The organism is Chitinophaga sp. 05T412, from assembly GCF_056396465.1.
On record NZ_JBFTLN010000006.1, the window covers coordinates 383,246 to 400,794 of the forward strand.

Annotated in this window: 15 protein-coding genes; 10 read left to right on the forward strand and 5 right to left on the reverse strand. The window is 45.9% G+C overall.

The window, feature by feature from the left end:
- Positions 1 to 17: 17 nt before the first annotated feature.
- A complete protein-coding gene (mutL, locus tag AC1DFM_RS16145) occupies positions 18 to 1,922 on the reverse strand; it encodes a DNA mismatch repair endonuclease MutL (protein WP_477077760.1) in 1,905 nt (634 codons plus the stop codon).
- Between the two features lie 323 nt (positions 1,923 to 2,245).
- Between mutL and msrB the strand changes: the two genes are divergently transcribed.
- Both msrB and AC1DFM_RS16155 read left to right on the forward strand, forming a co-directional pair.
- Positions 2,246 to 2,737: a peptide-methionine (R)-S-oxide reductase MsrB gene (msrB, locus tag AC1DFM_RS16150; protein ID WP_477077761.1), complete on the forward strand. Its 492-nt coding sequence runs from the start codon at positions 2,246 to 2,248 to the stop codon at positions 2,735 to 2,737.
- 88 nt (positions 2,738 to 2,825) lie between these two features.
- Entirely contained in the window at positions 2,826 to 3,842 is a 1,017-nt protein-coding gene (locus tag AC1DFM_RS16155) for an SRPBCC family protein (protein ID WP_477077762.1), read from the forward strand.
- Positions 3,843 to 3,897: 55 nt separating this feature from the next.
- On the opposite strand, the gene AC1DFM_RS16160 is transcribed toward AC1DFM_RS16155, so the two are convergent.
- The gene (locus AC1DFM_RS16160) at positions 3,898 to 4,164 is read right to left on the reverse strand and encodes a YciI family protein (RefSeq protein ID WP_477077763.1); all 267 of its coding nucleotides are present in this window, start codon (positions 4,162 to 4,164) and stop codon (positions 3,898 to 3,900) included.
- A 226-nt stretch (positions 4,165 to 4,390) separates the two neighbouring features.
- On the opposite strand from AC1DFM_RS16160, the gene AC1DFM_RS16165 reads away from it, so the two are divergent.
- The 3 genes from AC1DFM_RS16165 (at position 4,391) to AC1DFM_RS16175 (ending at position 8,167) form a co-directional block, all read left to right on the forward strand.
- Positions 4,391 to 6,196 carry a hypothetical protein gene (locus AC1DFM_RS16165; RefSeq protein WP_477077764.1) on the forward strand — a complete coding sequence of 602 codons (1,806 nt, stop codon included), beginning with the start codon at positions 4,391 to 4,393 and terminating at the stop codon, positions 6,194 to 6,196.
- Positions 6,197 to 6,313: 117 nt separating this feature from the next.
- Positions 6,314 to 6,964: an ATP-binding cassette domain-containing protein gene (locus AC1DFM_RS16170; RefSeq protein ID WP_477077765.1), complete on the forward strand. Its 651-nt coding sequence runs from the start codon at positions 6,314 to 6,316 to the stop codon at positions 6,962 to 6,964.
- Between the two features lie 9 nt (positions 6,965 to 6,973).
- Positions 6,974 to 8,167, forward strand: coding sequence for an FtsX-like permease family protein (locus AC1DFM_RS16175; RefSeq protein ID WP_477077766.1), 1,194 nt, complete (start codon positions 6,974 to 6,976; stop codon positions 8,165 to 8,167).
- On the opposite strand, the gene AC1DFM_RS16180 is transcribed toward AC1DFM_RS16175, so the two are convergent.
- The 3 genes from AC1DFM_RS16180 to AC1DFM_RS16190 all read right to left on the reverse strand — a co-directional run bounded on the left by AC1DFM_RS16180 (position 8,164) and on the right by AC1DFM_RS16190 (position 13,124).
- Complete coding sequence (locus AC1DFM_RS16180) at positions 8,164 to 10,692, reverse strand: DUF3857 domain-containing protein (protein ID WP_477077767.1); 2,529 nt, start codon at positions 10,690 to 10,692, stop codon at positions 8,164 to 8,166. The two genes, AC1DFM_RS16175 and AC1DFM_RS16180, sit on opposite strands and share 4 nt — an antisense overlap.
- A gap of 95 nt (positions 10,693 to 10,787) precedes the next feature.
- Positions 10,788 to 11,825 carry a DUF2891 domain-containing protein gene (locus AC1DFM_RS16185; RefSeq protein WP_477077768.1) on the reverse strand — a complete coding sequence of 346 codons (1,038 nt, stop codon included), beginning with the start codon at positions 11,823 to 11,825 and terminating at the stop codon, positions 10,788 to 10,790.
- 63 nt (positions 11,826 to 11,888) lie between these two features.
- The gene (locus AC1DFM_RS16190; RefSeq protein WP_477077769.1) at positions 11,889 to 13,124 is read right to left on the reverse strand and encodes an NAD(P)/FAD-dependent oxidoreductase; all 1,236 of its coding nucleotides are present in this window, start codon (positions 13,122 to 13,124) and stop codon (positions 11,889 to 11,891) included.
- Between the two features lie 165 nt (positions 13,125 to 13,289).
- Here AC1DFM_RS16190 and AC1DFM_RS16195 point away from each other — a divergent pair, with 165 nt between their 5' ends.
- From AC1DFM_RS16195 to AC1DFM_RS16215, 5 genes are all read left to right on the forward strand, one after another.
- On the forward strand, positions 13,290 to 13,589 hold the full coding sequence (locus AC1DFM_RS16195; protein WP_477077770.1) for a YbaB/EbfC family nucleoid-associated protein: 300 nt from the start codon (positions 13,290 to 13,292) through the stop codon (positions 13,587 to 13,589).
- Between the two features lie 164 nt (positions 13,590 to 13,753).
- Positions 13,754 to 15,025, forward strand: a complete 1,272-nt coding sequence (locus tag AC1DFM_RS16200) for a PepSY-associated TM helix domain-containing protein (protein ID WP_477077771.1) — start codon at positions 13,754 to 13,756, stop codon at positions 15,023 to 15,025.
- Positions 15,026 to 15,397: 372 nt separating this feature from the next.
- Positions 15,398 to 15,763: a DUF7674 family protein gene (locus tag AC1DFM_RS16205; RefSeq protein ID WP_477077772.1), complete on the forward strand. Its 366-nt coding sequence runs from the start codon at positions 15,398 to 15,400 to the stop codon at positions 15,761 to 15,763.
- Positions 15,750 to 16,292, forward strand: a complete 543-nt coding sequence (locus AC1DFM_RS16210) for an N-acetyltransferase (RefSeq protein ID WP_477077773.1) — start codon at positions 15,750 to 15,752, stop codon at positions 16,290 to 16,292. The genes AC1DFM_RS16205 and AC1DFM_RS16210 overlap by 14 nt, the downstream gene beginning before the upstream one ends.
- 129 nt (positions 16,293 to 16,421) lie before the next feature.
- Complete coding sequence (locus AC1DFM_RS16215; protein ID WP_477077774.1) at positions 16,422 to 17,546, forward strand: tetratricopeptide repeat protein; 1,125 nt, start codon at positions 16,422 to 16,424, stop codon at positions 17,544 to 17,546.
- Positions 17,547 to 17,549: the final 3 nt, after the last annotated feature.

Here is a 17,549-nt window from a genome sequence, read left to right on the forward strand (position 1 = left end):
TTTGAAAAAACTTTCGCTTAGTTGCCGCGTTCAAACATACGCGCCAGGTCAGTGAGTTTAAATGATATGAAGGTGAACTTGCCGCCTGGCGCCACATTCGGCATACTACAGGCAAACAGTTCATCGATAATATTCTGCATTTCGCGGGCGGCCAGTATTTTTCCAGCAGGGATGGCGTTGTTACGTGCCATAGAGCGGATCAGCTGTTCGCGGGTATTGACTTTCAGCTCATGGCTGAAGTTTTTGAATTGTTCCAGCAGGTTTTCGATGGTAGCCTGGTTGTTACCGTTCTGGATATCGGCGGGGGTACCGCGGATAATGAAGGTGTTGTTGCCAAATGGCTCCAGGTCGTAGCCCAGGGTTTGCAGATCGCCGAGCATTTCACTTACCAGGGCTGCATCTGCCGGAGGAAGCTGCAGGGTTTGTGGGAAAAGGCTTTGCTGGGTAGCCATGGGAGCTTCGAGTAAGGCGCGTTGGTAGCGTTCATACAGGATTCTTTCATGGGCGGCCTGCTGATCTATTAATATAAAGCCCGATTTTATCTGGGACAAAATATACTGTTGCTGAATCTGTACCGGTACTTTCTGATCGGTGGCGGTATCCTGCCAGCGTTCATCAATTACGGAAGCAGTGGCATGGGGCTGACTTTCATACGTAACTGCAGGGCGCGTTTCCGGTTCCTGTTCGGCAGTATAGGTACTGTTGCTATAGTTCTCGTTGTTATTGCTATTGGTTTCGTATAAGTCTTTCCAGTGCCGGAGGTTGCTGCTATTGCTGCTTTTGTCGATCATGTGCGCCTGATTGGCCTGTGTAAAGGACTTGTACAGGGGGCTTTGTGTCGACTCGTTCTGCTGCTGGGCGGTGAATGGTTTACTCACGGCATCGAGCGCCTGGATACTAGGGTCCAGGTCAAAATCGAGGGTAGCGGTGATGCTAAACTGTGCCAGGGAGTGTTTCACGGCAGATTGAACAAAAGCATACATGAGTTTTTCGTCATCGAACTTAATTTCCTGTTTGGTAGGATGTACGTTGATGTCGACATGCTCAGGGTTTACGTCAATAAACAGCACATACAGGGGGAATCCGTCTGCCGGGATGATATCGGCGAAGGCGTTCATGACTGCATGGTTCAGGTAAGAACTTTTGATGAAGCGGTTATTGACGAAGAAGAATTGGTCGCCCCGGGTTTTCTTGGCAGTTTCAGGTTTACCTACAAATCCGTACACATTCATGTAGTCGGTAGTTTCCTTTACGCTGACGAGCCGGGCGTTATAATGTTGTCCCAGGATGGCAACGATGCGCTGTTTAAGCGATCCTTTTTCCAGGTGGAACAGCTGTTGATTATTGCTGGTGAGTGAAAATTGCAGCTGAGGGAAAGACATGGCCACACGGATGAACTCGTCTACAATATGTCTCATTTCGGCCGCATTGCTTTTGAGGAAGTTTCTGCGGGCGGGCACATTGAAGAAGAGGTTTTTCATGGCAATGCTGGTACCTTCTGCTGTTTGGCAGGGCTCCTGCTTTTTCACGAAGCTATTATCGATTTCTACGTAGGTACCTACTGCTGCGCCTTTTTTCCGGGTTTTAAGTTCAACCTGGGATACGGCGGCAATGGAAGCCAGGGCTTCACCCCTGAATCCCATGGTGGTGATCTGGAAGAGATCGTCGATGGATTGTATTTTTGAGGTAGCATGGCGTTCAAAGCACATCCGGGCATCCGTTTCGCTCATACCGCCGCCATTATCAATTACCTGCACTAACTCTTTGCCGGCATCTTTTATGATCAGCTGAATCTCCGTAGCGCCTGCATCCACTGCATTTTCCAGTAATTCCTTTACCGCTGATGCCGGTCTTTGTATCACTTCTCCTGCAGCTATCTGATTCGCTATATTGTCTGGTAATAAATTGATGATATCCGCCACTTACTAGCCTTTTGCTGTAAAGTTAACAATTTCTATGCAGTTGCTCATCGGTGATTATCAGACAGTTTTAAACAAAAAACCCACTGTTTTGTGAAATACCCACTTGATTTGCAGGAAATAACAATCCATTATGCATGTTCATACGTAATTTTAGTAAGGATATTTTTTGCTTAACAACAGACTGACAAATTCACAATGATAGTGTTAATGAGAAGTTAACGAATCAAAACTTTACATATATACCTATGGAATCGAATAATTTTGAATATCTCTATCATGTTACCCAACCGTACTTGCCCGATAGGGTTGAAAAATAGAAATCAATGGAAGATGGAAAAAAGAAGGGAGGAATTTACTCCCGTACAGATGCCAGTAAAGTAAATCTCACAGACGAAGAATGGAAGGAAGTACTACCAAAGGAGGTTTTTAACATTGCCAGGGAAAAGGGAACAGAATGGGCATTCACCGGAAAGTTTTGGAACAGCAAAGAAAATGGTACTTATTACTGTGCCGCCTGCGGCAATCCTTTATTTGTGTCCGATGCCAAATTCGAAAGCAGCTGCGGATGGCCCAGCTTTTTTCAGCCGCTTACCAAAACCAGTGTAATTTATGCGCCAGACAACACGCATGGTATGCACCGGACTGAGGTATTATGTGGCCGCTGTAAGTCGCACCTGGGACATGTTTTCGACGATGGACCGCCGCCAACAGGCCTTCGTTATTGTATTAACTCGGTCATCCTGGACTTTGAGAAAGCACAGGAAGCAAACGAGCAATACCAACAGGATAAAGCCAACGATAAAGCGTACGAGTAGCCAACATTCTTCTACCTGATTGCCAACGTGATGTGTCGGTTGAAAAATAAAAAATGCGTATTTTTATTATCATCAACCCCCGACAGTCATGAAAGTACTTAAAACACTCGCCTGGATCTTAGGAATCATTCTGTTTATTGTAATCGCATTAATCTTTTTTGCACCCACTACCATGCATGTGGAGCGCACTGTAGAGATTAACGCACCTGCAACGATTGTTTGGAACGATATTATCAGATTCGGGAAATTTAATGAGTGGAACAACTGGAAACAGATGGATTCCACGGCCCGATTCACTGTTACCGGCGAGGATGGTACAATTGGCGCAACAGACTCCTGGAAAGGAAGTAAAATCGGGGAGGGGAAGCTCCAGCATTTATCAATGGACACCTACAAGTTTGTMACCCAGAAGCTCACATTTATTACCCCTTTTCCCTCAGAGTCGGATGTGTACTTTAATTTATCAGAAGCCGCCGGCAAAACAAAAGTAACCTGGGGATTTGATACCCGCTACAAACGTCCACAAAATGTAATGACGCTGTTCATGAAAGGCGCGCTGGAGAATGATTTTGACCAGGGCCTCCGCAATCTGAAAAGTATGGCGGAAGCAGAAGTCAAAGGTCCAGGCACCCCTAATGGCATCGATGTTACTGTTCGGGAAATGAACTTTCCCGCTACCACGTATGCGGCTGTACGAAAAACCATCCCCATGAGCAGGATTACCGACTATTATCATGAGAACCTGCCCACCATTTACAAGGCAGCCACTGTGGCTAAATTGCAACCAGGGGTGCCTTGTGGTATCTTCTTTAGCTGGGACAAAAAGCAGCAGCAAACGGATATGGCCGCCGCCATACCGGTACCCGAAGGCAGCAAAGCCGCCGGAGGCTACGAAATTATTAAACTACCGGCAGCACAGGCGGCATATGCCGACTTCTACGGGCCTTATAGTAATATAGCCAATGCACATGTGGCTATTCAAAAGTTCATTGCAGATAAGGGGAGACAAATGATCCCACCCACAATAGAGATGTATGTAACAGATCCGGGCAAAGAAAAGGACAGTAGCAAATGGCTCACGAAGGTCATCTACTTTATGAAGTAATTATCCGGAAATAAAGAAGTGTAAGCGGTTGGCAAAGCATTACAGGACAGAAAAACTATTTCACCTGTGGGTTGGTATACATTGTTGGCTCAAATTCTATGATCTCGTAAAGCGCCAGCTGGTATTTTTCCAGTGGATCTTCGCTCATAATCTCTTCTACCTCCTTCCGGCTGGAAGCATTGCAGAGAATAACGGCGCCAGATTTGGGCTTTCTTCTCCCGGACAAAATAAATCGTCCGCTTTCATAGTGCTTCTGAAGGAAGGCGGTATGTGCCTCCATGAAGTGCTCTACTGCCGCTACAGGCCGTATGTATTGTAACATAATCAGGAACATAATGGTTTTTCTATGGTTTTTAGTAATAGTTTCATAGTTAGTAGCAAAGGTATAAACTTAATCAGTCAGGAATTATTGTATGCTGCCCGGGAAAATAGGACATATGGGCTACAAAAATATACGTACTTTTGCACGAATGAAATACCACGATAGTGGGAATGTATTGTTAGATCTCGAGTAACTCCGAATCATTTTTTTAATTTTTATATCTTTTATGAAAAGAACAATTTCCAAAGTGTTGTTAACAGCTGTTTCCGCAGCGGTTATCCTGTCTTCGTGCTCTAAAACCCCCGATGAGAGCCGCTATATTCCGAAAACAGCCGGTTTGATCATTGACCTGAATGCCAAACAATTGACCAATAAACTGGTGACGAATGGCATTACTGTAGATAAGCTGTTTGAGGCTACTCAGAGCAAAGACACTGCCAATGAGATGATGAAAGCCTGGAAAGATGCTGAAAATTCCGGTATTGACCTGCAGAGCCATTTCTTCGCTTCCTATGTTTTCCAGGGCCAACCTGCTGAACATAAGTCCTATGTATCTGGTACCGCTACCCTGAAAGATGCCGACAAATTTGAGGCCTACCTTAAAAAAACGGTGAAAGACTTCTCCCTGAAAACACAGAATGACTTTAAATATATCTGGATCGCCAAACAACACGCGGTAGTGGGTTGGACTAAATCCACTGTGATTTATGTAAATGCCGTTGATCCAAACAACCTGGAGCGCTATGTTCCCGGTAACCAGGGCGGTGATGGTGATGAAGAACAACCAGCAATAGACTCTGCTGCTGCAACCGTTGATGCAGCTACAGCTTCTCCAGTTGCCCTCAGAGCCACTGAAGATGATGCGGACATGAAAACATGGGTAGCAGAAGTAGACCACCTCTTCCACCTGAAAAAAGAAGAGTCTGCCGGTTCTATTGAGCCATTCGCCAAATTGCTGAAAGAAAATGCAGACGCTGGTATCTTCGTAAATCCGGAAGCTATTTATAATAGCGGTCAATTTACCATGATCCCTGCCAACGTAAAGAAACTGATGGAAGGTACTTACTATACCGGTACTGTTGATTTCCAGAATGGTAAAATGCTTTTCAACAGCAACACTTACCTGGGTAAAGAAATAGCAGCCATCTATAAAAAATATGGCAAAAAGGAAATCGACCTGGATATGTTGAAGAAGTATCCTTCTGACAACATCACTGGCTTCGTTGCTTATGCGTTCGATTTTCACATGATCGGTGAAATCATCAAAGCTACCGGTCTGGATGGTGTGGTTAACATGGCGATCTCCGGCAAATCCGGTTTGAGCATGGACGATATCCTGAATGCTTTTGATGGTCAGCTGGTGTATGTTGCGTCCGACTTTGCCATGACTAAGAAAGAATTGTCTTATTCCCCAGGCGAATTCTACGAAACACCCAGCTCTAAATGGATATTCAACCTGAAAGTAGGTAACAAGGATGCGTTCAACAAAGTAATGACTTCCCCTATGCTGAAAGATGTATTTACCCGCGAAGGAGATCATTATGTACCAGCTAATCCATTTACGGCAGCTACTATGCCGGCAATGTCTATCACCGAAAAATTTGTTACCCTCGGCTCCGACAGCGTACTGCTGCAACAATACCTGGCTGGAAAAGGTAGCGCCAAATTACCGGAAGGCATCGAAGGCAAAATAAAAGGCAGCATGCTGGGTGGCTACGCTAACCTGGAAAAAATCATCGCAGTAGTGCCAGAAGATAAAGTGGATGGTGCAGAAGAAAAAGACGTGCTGAAGAAAGTAAAAGATCTGTTCAAAGACTTTACCGTAGTAAGCAAGAACGAAGGCGGTGATGTACAACATGCAGAAGGCGTACTGAACTTTAAAAATAAAGATCAGAACAGCCTTGTACAACTGGTAAACCTCGGTACAGAAACCGTTAAAGTAATGCAGGCAAAGAAAGCAAAGGAAAAGGCTTATGAAGATAGCCTCTTTGCAGCACCAGTAGATACTGCTGTTGCCGTACCAGCTCACTAATCTGTTATCAATAAAATCAGCAAGGGCGCAGGGTATTTCCTCTGCGCCCTTGTTTTCTTTATACCCCTGCGTGAAATTTATCAATATATTCGCTTTCGTTTAAAAGGAAATGCCACTATGCAGATTCAGCTCAATCACCTGATGCCCATTCCCTTGCAGGACAAGCTCCGGCAACGGTCGTCGGACATCTGGAACCAGGATGTCACTTTTAAGCCAGGCAGTTGGGTGAAAATAAAAGCGCCGTCAGGCACGGGTAAAACAACCCTGATCCACTACCTGTATCATATCCGTTACGACTATACGGGAAAAGTACAGATCGATGGAAAGCCCTGGCAGACCTATAATAAAAACGAACTGGCCCTCATGCGGCAGCAGGAAGTAAGCGTTGTTTTCCAGGATCTGCGCCTGTTTGAACAGCTCACTGCCCGTGAAAATATTTCTCTGAAAAATGTGATGCAGTCCAAACCATATTATCCGGTAGAAAAGATAAATGAAATGGCAGCTAAACTCCAGGTATCGCATATACTGGAGCAAAGTGGCAGCACCCTTTCTTATGGCGAACGGCAGCGCATCGCCATTATCAGGGCATTGGCTCAACCTTTCCAGTGGCTTTTTATGGATGAACCCTTCAGCCACCTGGATGAAGAAAATACCCAGCGTGCCGCCGCCCTGATTGCAGAAGAATGCAAAGCCCGCAATGCCGGGTTTATTTTAACAGACCTGGATAATGACCAGCACTTCACTTATGATGTGCATTATCACCTTTAATGTTGTTTCATGCGTCCATTTTTTGACTTACTGAAGAAAATCATTCAAACCGGAGTAGGTAAAAGCCGCTTCTTCATGGCCGCTGTGGGACTCGGCATCGCTATGTTGTTGATCCTCATTGCCATTCAGGCACATACCAATTTTTCCCAGTTACTGTATAGCTCCAAAAACCAAAATGAAACGGCCGACTTCCTGGTGATCAACAAAACTATCACCAACGCTATGATGGGACAATCCGCCAAAAGCAGTTTTACCCCGGAAGAAATAGCAACCATTAAACAACAACCTTTCGTACAGGCCTTTGGGTTAGTTACCTCCAGTCAATATAAAGTAGTGATACAAGCGCCGGGCGACCTGCATTTCGCCACAGATATGTTCTTTGAAGCCGTACCGGATAGCTTTTTAGATGTGAAAAATGAAGACTGGAAATGGAGTGCCGGCGATCGCACTATTCCCATTATTTTACCGAACGACTTCCTCAATCTCTATAACTTCGGATTTTCACTGAGCCAGGACCTGCCACAGATTTCGCAGGAAACAGTGAAAGCGCTGCCCTTACAGGTAAGCATTTCCAATAATCTGGTGACCGATCCCTATATGGGCCATGTGGTGGGTTTTTCCGATCGTATCTCCTCTTTCCTGGTACCCGCTTCGTTTATGTCCTGGGCCAATGAAAAATATGGTACCGGCACAGTAGCAGGTACTTCCAGGGTAATTATAAAAACGCCGGACCCTTCTAATCCTGCGCTGGTGAAGTTTCTGAAAGACAATGGGTACACCACCAATCAGGATAAGCTGAAGTTCAGCAAAACCAGGCTGATAGTCCAAACCATTGTATCTGTAGTAGGATTTTTCGGATTGATATTATTATTCTTTGCCCTGTTGGTGTTCAGCATGTTTATTCAACTGGTCATCGCTTCCTGTAAGCGGGAAATTCAGTTGCTGGTAATATTGGGCACCGCGCCGAAACAATTACAACGTTACCTGCTGAAACAATTTGTGCCCATCTATATTATTATAGGCATTTTATCATTGGTGATCGTAACCGGATTACAATACTGGGCATCAGCCACACTGGCTACCCATCAGATGCAGGTGAGCACCTGGCCGGGCGTTCCTGTATTGGCAGGTACCTTATTGGTGCTGGCACTGGTATACATCGTGAATCTGGTAACGGTACGCAAATACGTAAACGCTATTTAAGATTCCCGTTCCGTTTGGTAGGGCACTACAAAAGTGGTTTTTGCCCGCTCGGATGTAAGCAGGTAGGGCACCCAGATAGCCATGCGCAGCAACGGCCACAGGATGGAATTTACGCTGAGCAGGGTTTCTGGTTGGTGCGTATGGAAGTAGTAGTTGCTGATGGAATTATCTGCATAAATAAATATCGCTGAAATAAAGTAGTAAGTGGCAAGGGCAAATGGAAAGGTATCCCGCCTGTTAAAGAATAATACCGCCAGCAGGACACTATAGGCCAGCAGAAATACGCTGATCACCATTTCCATGATCAGGAATAGCTGTACCAGCGTGATATTGCCAAGATCCTTCCGGGCTGATATGTCTACCCAGAAAGCATAGTCAAACACGGTCATTTTACAAACCGCCATCAGTTCTCCCATAGGACTGAATATTAAGCCAATGGCCAACAGCGCCAGCCCTCCACCAATGGGAATAGCTGAAGGCACTTCCGTAGCGGGTGTTACAGAGTGTTTATAGTAAACAGTGCCCAGCCAGGCAAATACGCCTGCAAATATCACCGCCAGTATGATAGCCAACCAGTTGCCGGGTACACGTGGCCGGTGAACGGGCGTCAGATCCGGTTTCCAGGTTAAATCCAGCGACGTGATTTCGCTCATTCGCTTCAGATCTTTCACGTATTGCGGGATGAATTTCACCGGTACATGATCGCTAAAGGTTTTGAAGCGATAACTCAGGGTAACCATGTCACCACGTTTGGACGCCGTATAGTCGAAGGCGTAGTAATCATTTTGAATATGCACCGGCGTTTGATCCAGCGACCATTCAATGGGCGTAAACAGAATGAGCTGATAGTCCAGGTCATAAGGGTAGCGCAGTGTTACCGGTACTTTTCGTTTGTCGTCTGAAACAAAAGACAGTACATCATAAAACGACTGAGCATTGGCTGAAAACAACAGTTTATTGGTAACGCTGTCCCGTTTCCACAGGTCGTGAATCAGGTAGCTTTCGCGAATATGGATCACATTGCCGGAATCCTGGGTGTTGATAGAATCCTTGATAGCCACATCTCCATATAGTTTTTTATAAAAATTGAGATAGGATTTTTCTTTATCCTTCATGCTGGTCCCGGCGAGGTCTGCACGTTGGGCATCTGCCGCATCGCGGTGATAGGCTGTTTGCACCTGCAGGCTTCCGTCTTTCTTTTCATTGTCGGGGAGGTTGAAGGTTTCACGCACCACAATGCTGCCGCGGGTAGTGGGAATGATGGGCGTGAGCTGCGTAGTGGTATCAGTAATCACCAGTGCCTGTTGATAATCCGGTTCGCAGAAATCGGCCAGGGTACCGCGTTGATACGACATAGTGCCATCCAGCCAATAGGTTTTGTTATCCAGTATTACCTGTGCAATAGCATGGTTGAAGGCATTGGGAGAAGGTAGTACGTCAGTGACAGTGCCTTTATTATCCGTATTCACATAGGCCATGTTCGCAGTGATGCCGTTGGCGCGGAGCATCGTGCAAAGAAGGAGGGCCTTGTCTTTACAATCGCCGAAGCGCTGCGTCAGCACGCGGTCTGGCACATTGGGCCGATGGGAATATTCGCCCATTTCGATGCCCATATACCGGATGTCGTCCTGCACAAATCGCAAGGTTTGCAACAGGTAGGTGTTTTTGTTGCCATTGGCGGCTTTTTTGAGCGCTGCAATCTTTTGGGCCAAAGCAGGGCCGGGAGCCGGCATGGTATTAATTTTCCGGGCCCAGTCGGCTACTTCTTTCCAGGAGCTGTACTGACTCACCTGCACGCGGGTAAAGGGATTGTACCAGGAAGGAACATAGTTGTTGTTTTCCGCTTCCCGCACATCTACATGATTCCACTCATATACATTTAATCCGTTTACACTTTTCTGAACGGGCGCTGTGGCATTATTATATAACTTAAACCGGATGGGCCTTTGAGGGCTTACAATCAGGTTTTTATAGTAGTTAACAATGGGCTCATAGGCCACAAAGTAAATGCGGCTATCGAGTTTTCCATCAAAGATGGGGTTGTCGCCGGTGATGGAATAGGCGTACTCAATCTGGTCGCCTTTCCGCACATCTTCTAATATAAGATAGGCGGTATAAGTGCCGCTGTAAATAAAGCGCGACAAGTCCTGTTCTTTCTGTAAGAGCTTGAATGCCGCATTCGGCAGGCGGTTGATTTCTTTGCCATCGCGGTGGATTACTATTTTATGGAAAGAGAGCTTTTCGTACTGTGGGTCGTAGTCGACCGAAATTTCAGAGCCATTTTGGATACCGGCTTCTGAAATAATCTGGCGGATAAAGTGTTGGTAGTTGCTTTTCAGCTCTACTTGTCTTTGTTCTTCCAGTAGCAGTAAATAGTAGCCATCGCTGATATTTTTAGCGTTGGGCTTTTTTGTCAGGTCCGGGGAATAGGGTACCAGCCATGCCGGAGTGGGGCTGGTGTTTACTTTCTGGGCGGAAGCGATGAAGAACGATATCATCAACAATATTGATAATATTGATTTCAAGGCGAGGGCAGTATTAGGGCGCATCATTGCGTTGGTTGATATTCCTTTCGGACAGAACTATAGCTTTAACAGGGATATAAGTATCAGTAGGGAAATTACGGTTGTTTTCCGACAGTTAGCATATAAACAGCAAAAGAAGCGAGCCAGTGTTCACCCGCGTAATTGCCGCTGAAAACCTGTTGCAGTCCGGCTTCCATGTGTTGATGTGCCAGTTGCCGGATTGCTGCTTCATTTTTGCCGCCATGTTCAGCGATGGCTTCCAAACACCAGGTACGGCTTAAGTTGAGGCCATCCAGGTGCACCAGTTTACCATCGGTGCGGTCTTTCACCTGTGCTACGTGCAGAATACTTATCTTGTTTTCAAACAGGCCGGGTAAAAATGCGTATAGCCATTTCCGGTAGTCTGACTGCGGCATTACACGACGCATGAGGTCCGCTTCTTCCAGGCTGGGCGACAAGAAGTCGTATCCGCCGGGTTCCCAGGCCACAGGGGCGTTTTTATCTGCGGCATAGAAGCGCATCGCCGCATCGTGTATGGTTTTTTGAAGGGCCGCATCTTTGGCGGTGATAGCGTAATCCCAGGCCAGGCATAATCCGAATGCAAGATTGGTATGTTCGCCTACCCGGATTGGGTACATGATTTTATCCAGGAATTGGATGTAGGCGGTAGAAAATTGCGTAGCCAGCGGTTGCAGGTGTCCGCTCAATTCTTTGCCCAGCGGGTCATTCCAGGTGAGTAGTTCATTTTGCAGTTGCAGCAGCCAGCTCCAGCCATAGATACGCTCAAAGCTTTTGTTATCAGCGGTGCTGAACAGTTGTTGTTCAATTTTTATATTTTCTGCAGATAGATGCGCGGCCAGTTTGCTTCTGATGGTACTGGCTTTGGCCAGATCCGGGTAGGATTTTAAGAGGCGTACCAGCATCCAGTGGCCGTGTACACTGCTATGCCAGTCGAAGCAGCCGTAAAAAGCAGGATGATAGTTTTTAGGTGCGGTGAGCAGCGAACTATCGGTAAACACAATGCCCGTTTTGTAAGGAAATTCCAGGTCCAGGCATTTCAGGGGCAGTTCCGCCAGTTTGTTAGCGATTTCAGGTGTAAGGCGGGTAGCTGCCGGTTGTATTTGTGCACTCATAGTCAATGAGGTGAATACGATGATAGATAATTGGCTAAGGAATTTCACTTCGGGAAAATGTGTTTATCTGTTAAATAACAATTTTACGTAGAACATAGGCTTACCCAGTTTCTTGCGCAAATCTACTTCATGGAACATACATGACATCAGATCTTTTAACTGTTTRTTGCGGGAACCCATTTTCATCAGCATGTTAAACAGCCACGGATATTTGATGAGTTTCTGCAGTTTGGTACTGACCTGTAGTTCAGGACCCAGGATGCGGTATACGTTTTCATCGTAGGCGTCAAAGAATTTGTCTGAATAGTCGTTGGCGGCAATAGCGGCAGCGGCCTGCTGGGCGGCAATTCTACCAGAGTACAGCGCGTTGCCTATTCCTTCTCCCGTAAAAGGATCAATCAGATAACCAGCATCACCTACGAGCATGTAGCGGTCGCCGTGCAGCTTTCTTTTTTTACTACCCAGGGGAAGACCGTAGCCGTCAATAGTTCCCACCAGTTCTGCGTTGGCAAAGCGTTCTTTCATCACCGGGTCGGTAGCCAGGGTATCCAGCATCAGCTGTTTCAGATTCACCTTTTTATTACGGGCGGAATTACTGAGCATACCTACGCCCACATTGGCTTCGCCGTTGGGGAGCGGGAATATCCACAGGTAACCCGGGAGCATATTTTTCAGGAAGTGCAGTTCTATGAAGGCATCGGTATGTAAGCCCGTAATGCCTTTGTAGTAAGCGCGGATGCCGGCCACATAGTGCTCCGGTTCCATTTTAATGCCGGCTACATCTTTGGTAAAGCCGGAGTGTGCGCCATTGGCTACAATTACGATATCTGCTTTTACCTGGAAGGTGCCGTCTTTGCTGGACAGCAGGTAGCCATCCGGTTGAAGGTCGTATTTATCGATGCTCACGCCCTCGAATAAACGAATTTCAGAGCGGCGTTTCAGTTCATCTACCAGGAAGTTATCGAAGTCAATGCGTTTGCATACAAACCCGCGGGGATTGCTCATATCCTGCTGGTAGTCCGGGCGGTAGGGGATGTCCATACCAATGCGATTGGGCGCTACGAAGGTGACGCCCCAGCTATCCATTTTAAACATGGCTTCCTGTAAGCGTTGTCCGATCCCTTTATCGATGCGTTCGAGCAATGTCAATACTTTACCGCTTAATCCATCTCCACAAACCTTATCTCTCGGAAATACTGCTTTATCTACTACTATGCACTCAATGCCAAGCTGGGCCAATTGCAGGGCTGCGGTGGCTCCGCCGGGACCTGCTCCTATGATACAAACTTTTGTCTTCATCCGGTTATAATAAATGTATGGTTACGTGCCAGTAAGATACGTAATTGTTGCTTGCCCCGTTTTGTATGTTGAATAGTATTAATATTTGAGAAGTGGTTACCGGACAATTTCTTCCGCCGAAGGCGGAAAACATTATATTTGCGGTTCTTATAAAACACACGAAACATGTTTGATATACTTGGAAAGCTGACGCAGATCAAGCAAAAAATGGCGGAAGGGAAAACGCGTTTAGCCACCATCACTTTATCCGGAGAGGCCGGAGATGGTGCAGTAAAAGTAACCGTTGACGGTAATCGCCAGGTGAAAAGCATCGATGTCGCTGCACATCTGTTAACACCAGAGAACAAGGAAGAAATGGAAGATTTGCTGCTGACAGCATTAAATCGTGCACTGAAAGACGCGGAAAATTCCTGGGAAGCAGAAATGAAGAACGCTGCCGGCGGTATGCTGGGCGGTTTAATGTAATATATTTATAATATAAAAAGGCGCCTCCGCTGAAAGCGAGGCGCCTTTTTATGCCCTATACCAGCCAATTTCCACAGAATTTCCGCTTTAGATAAATCATTTTCCGGTTTCGATCTGCCAATACCCCGCGCGCGTAGTTTCTTTGCACCACGACCAATTTGGATATGAAAATTTTTTTTAGACGCATTCACTTATACCTGGGCCTCGCTGCCGGCCTGGTAATCACCATCAGCTGCCTGACTGGTGCATTACTGGTTTTTGAAAAAGAGTTAACAGAAATGTTTAACCACGACCGCTACTATGTGCAGCCAGCTGGCGAACGGCTGTCATTGGACAAAGTAGCCGAAATGGTACAACAACAAGTGCCCGGCGCCCGTATTTCCCGGATACAGCTTTTTGCAGATCCGTCACGGACGCTACAGGTACAGTTGGAAGAAGGAAAGAAAGGCGGAAAAAAAGAAGGTAAAAGCGAGGCAAAAGGAGAGCGGAAAGCGGCTGGGAAAGAAGAAGGAAAAGTAGCTTCCATGGGCGACCAGAAAGATAAAAAAGAAGGAGGCGCCCCCAAAAAAGAAAAAGCAGCTGGCCGAACAGCTTTTGTAAACCCTTACACCGGCAAGGTGATAGAGTTGTATAGCTATTCCAAAACATTTTATTACCAGGTATTTTCCCTGCACCGCTGGTTGCTGGCAGGTCCTACTGGTAAAGCCATTACTGGCGCCAGCACCCTGATATTTTTATTCATCCTGATCACCGGTATTATTCTCTGGTGGCCTAAAACCAGGAATATTTTAAAGCAACGCGTGAAAGTAAAATGGGACGGCGGATGGAAACGCCTGACCAACGACCTGCATGTGGTATTAGGTTTCTACGCGTCTATCTTTTTATTTGTATCCGCTTTTACGGGCTTAACCTGGTCGTATGAGTGGTTCAGCAATGGCTTTTATGCGGCACTGGGTACTTCTCCTAAGCCAATGGCGGCGCCGGTGTCGGCACCAGTGGCAGAAGCAACCAACCAGCATATCTCTTATGAAGCCGCATTGGCCACCGTTAAACAACAGGTGCCGGATGCGATATTCTATTCCATGGCTGCGCCGAAAGACAGTGCCGCATCCTTTATGGTAAGCCTGTTGCCAGCAGATGCTTTCCAGGAAGCAGCTACCACCACGTATTACCTGGACCAGTTTAGCGGAAAGGTATTGCAGTCGCAAACTTTTGCGCAAAGAAACCTCGGACAAAAGATCCGCGGCACCATTAAACCGTTACATACCGGCGCCATCTTTGGCACGCCGTCTAAAATATTTGCCCTCTGCCTGGCCTTACTGGGCGCTATTTTCCCTGCTACCGGTACCATCATGTGGATCAACAGAACCCGGAAGAAGAAGAAAACAAAACCAGCTAAGCGCACTCAGGAAAACCTGGTAACGCAGACGGCATAAACTAATTTTAGTTCCCCAAAGAGAAGAGGTGATTTCCTGTCAGGAGGTCACCTCTTCTTATTTATACCTTTCTGTTTCAGCAAAATGGGCTACCATTTTTAAAAAGACCCTTCAGAAACGGAAGGCTTTTTCAGTTGGTCCCATCCCGTTTCCTTTAACATTTTTTTTGCAAAGCCTTGCGGGTACTAAGTTTTAACATTCCATGTTTACAATCTGGAATAGCATTTGGCATACAGTAAGAAATGAAACAACAATGCGAGCATATCCAAAGCCGCCGGTTCCGAATCACAGATCAATGTATTATATAGCTGTCGGCGTTATTACGATTTCTATTCTGGTTGAATTATTACACAAGGTGTAAAACAATGAACTATGATTAATCAATATGAAGTACCAGCCTGTATCGAAGACGCTATACCGGCATTGAGAAAAGCACTTCACCAGTTCCCCGCTACATTTCATATATACGACACCGTTAGTTGCTTCAGTGAGTACACCGATCAGCAGCTAAGGGAACAAAACTTTCAGGTGGCAGCCACCTGTTTGCAAGTAGCCGGTAAATTATATGAACGGGGCAATCCGGTGGTGAAAGAAGCCATTACCCGCGTATTTCTACCCGTTCTCTGCAGCGTTCCGTTAGCAGATGCCGTAAGCAGGATTCGCTTGTATGGCCTTATTCCAGACGCAATTTATCCACTTTACATACAACATCAACTCACAGGAAATGGAAACAGATGAGGAAATAGTCGTCCGCCTGGCTACTGCCATGGACGTAGATTTTGCCCTACCCATTGTAGCAGAAATGGAAGCATCTGCTAAAGCAAGAGGTACAGGTATCGCTAAAAGAGATCCGGCCGTTATCAGGAAAAAGATCCTGGAAGGAAAAGCGGTGATCGCCTTTACAGCAGATGGTATCTGGGCAGGATTTTCCTATATACAGGCCTGGGAAGAAGGCCATTTTGTATCCAACAGCGGACTGATAGTAGCACCCGCCTTCCGGAAACTGAAGGTAGCCGCTGCTATCAAACACAAAATATTCGAGTTAAGCCGAATGATGTATCCGTCTGCCGATATATTCAGTATCACCACTGGCTTGCCAGTCATGAAATTAAATAGCCGGTTGGGGTTTGAGCCAGTCACATATGATCAGCTGCCACATGACCCACTTTTCTGGGAAGGTTGTAAAAGCTGTGTGAACTATCCCATTCTGACCGCTAAAAACTTTAAAAACTGTTTGTGTACAGCCATGCTGTTCCACCCACAATAAACAGGAAGTATTTACAGTGAAAAATTACAGCCAATAACMTGAACACCGGCGTTGCTTTTGCATGGCCGGTTTTCCTTTTGATAGAAACGTGGTTTTTCTCCCTATCTTTATAGCCCAAATTCTATCCTTATGCGCTTAATACCTTTGTTTGCATTTGGTGTACTGTTAGCCTCCTGCCATACAGGAAATAAGGTGGACCAGTCTGCAAAGCTTTCATTATCCAGCATCTATAATGCCGACTCCGTAAAATGGGTAGTTGCTAATACGCCTCAGAAAAACAATGCGGCAGAAAAAGAATTTCTGAAAGGCATTGATATCTATCGGAATAAGAAGAACCCCAAAGGTGGTATTGATCAGTTTATTAAATCCATTCTGCTGCAGCCGCAGGGGAAAAGCTATTATGAACTGGGAAATGCATTACTGGATCTCCGTAAAACTACAGATGCTATCCAGGCCTATAATATGGCGGAAGCGCTGGATTACAAGCCATTATCCAAATTGCTGTACAACAAGGCCTGTGCCTATTCCCTTTCTGAAAAAACAGATTCTGCCCGCCATTGCCTGCTGGCCGCCATTGAATTTGGATATAATAACATGAAGAATATCATGAACGATCCGGATCTGTCTTATTTTAGAGAGAATTATAATTTTAAGACAGAAGTGATGGCTGCCTTCAGTGGAGCAGGGGAGACGGATAAAATAGAATGGAACCTGTTTTCCAGTCAGTTCAAACAACTGCCGATGCCGCTTACTATTGACACCGCTTACGTACGGCAGCTGGGTAAAAACTTCATTCCTTACGACTTTGAAATCTATGTAGCTGAAATGCGGGATTCCAAATTTTCAAGGGACGTAGGCAGCAACTTTTATTATGTAGGACTGGTGAAAAAAACAGCAACTTTCAAAACCCTGATATACGCGGTAAGCGATGAGATCTATGACACAGATGAGCAGGTATCACCTGTGCCAGCTTACTACTTCATAGTGAGTTACGATAACACCGGAAAGCTGATTGACAAAATGTTGGTATCAGGACAGCGGCTTATTGAAGATCCGTATCGTCTGCTGAAAATGCCGGGTAATAGTGAGTTTGAAGTAACGGAGTATCATATTGAATATGAGAAAAATCCTTCAGAAAATGGCTTTGTCAACAATCCGGAAAAGTCAAGAACAGAAACCAAAAGAACCGCCTTCGCGATTACAGACGACGGGCACTTTACACCGAAAACACAACAACTGGCCCTCAATCGCTAGTTA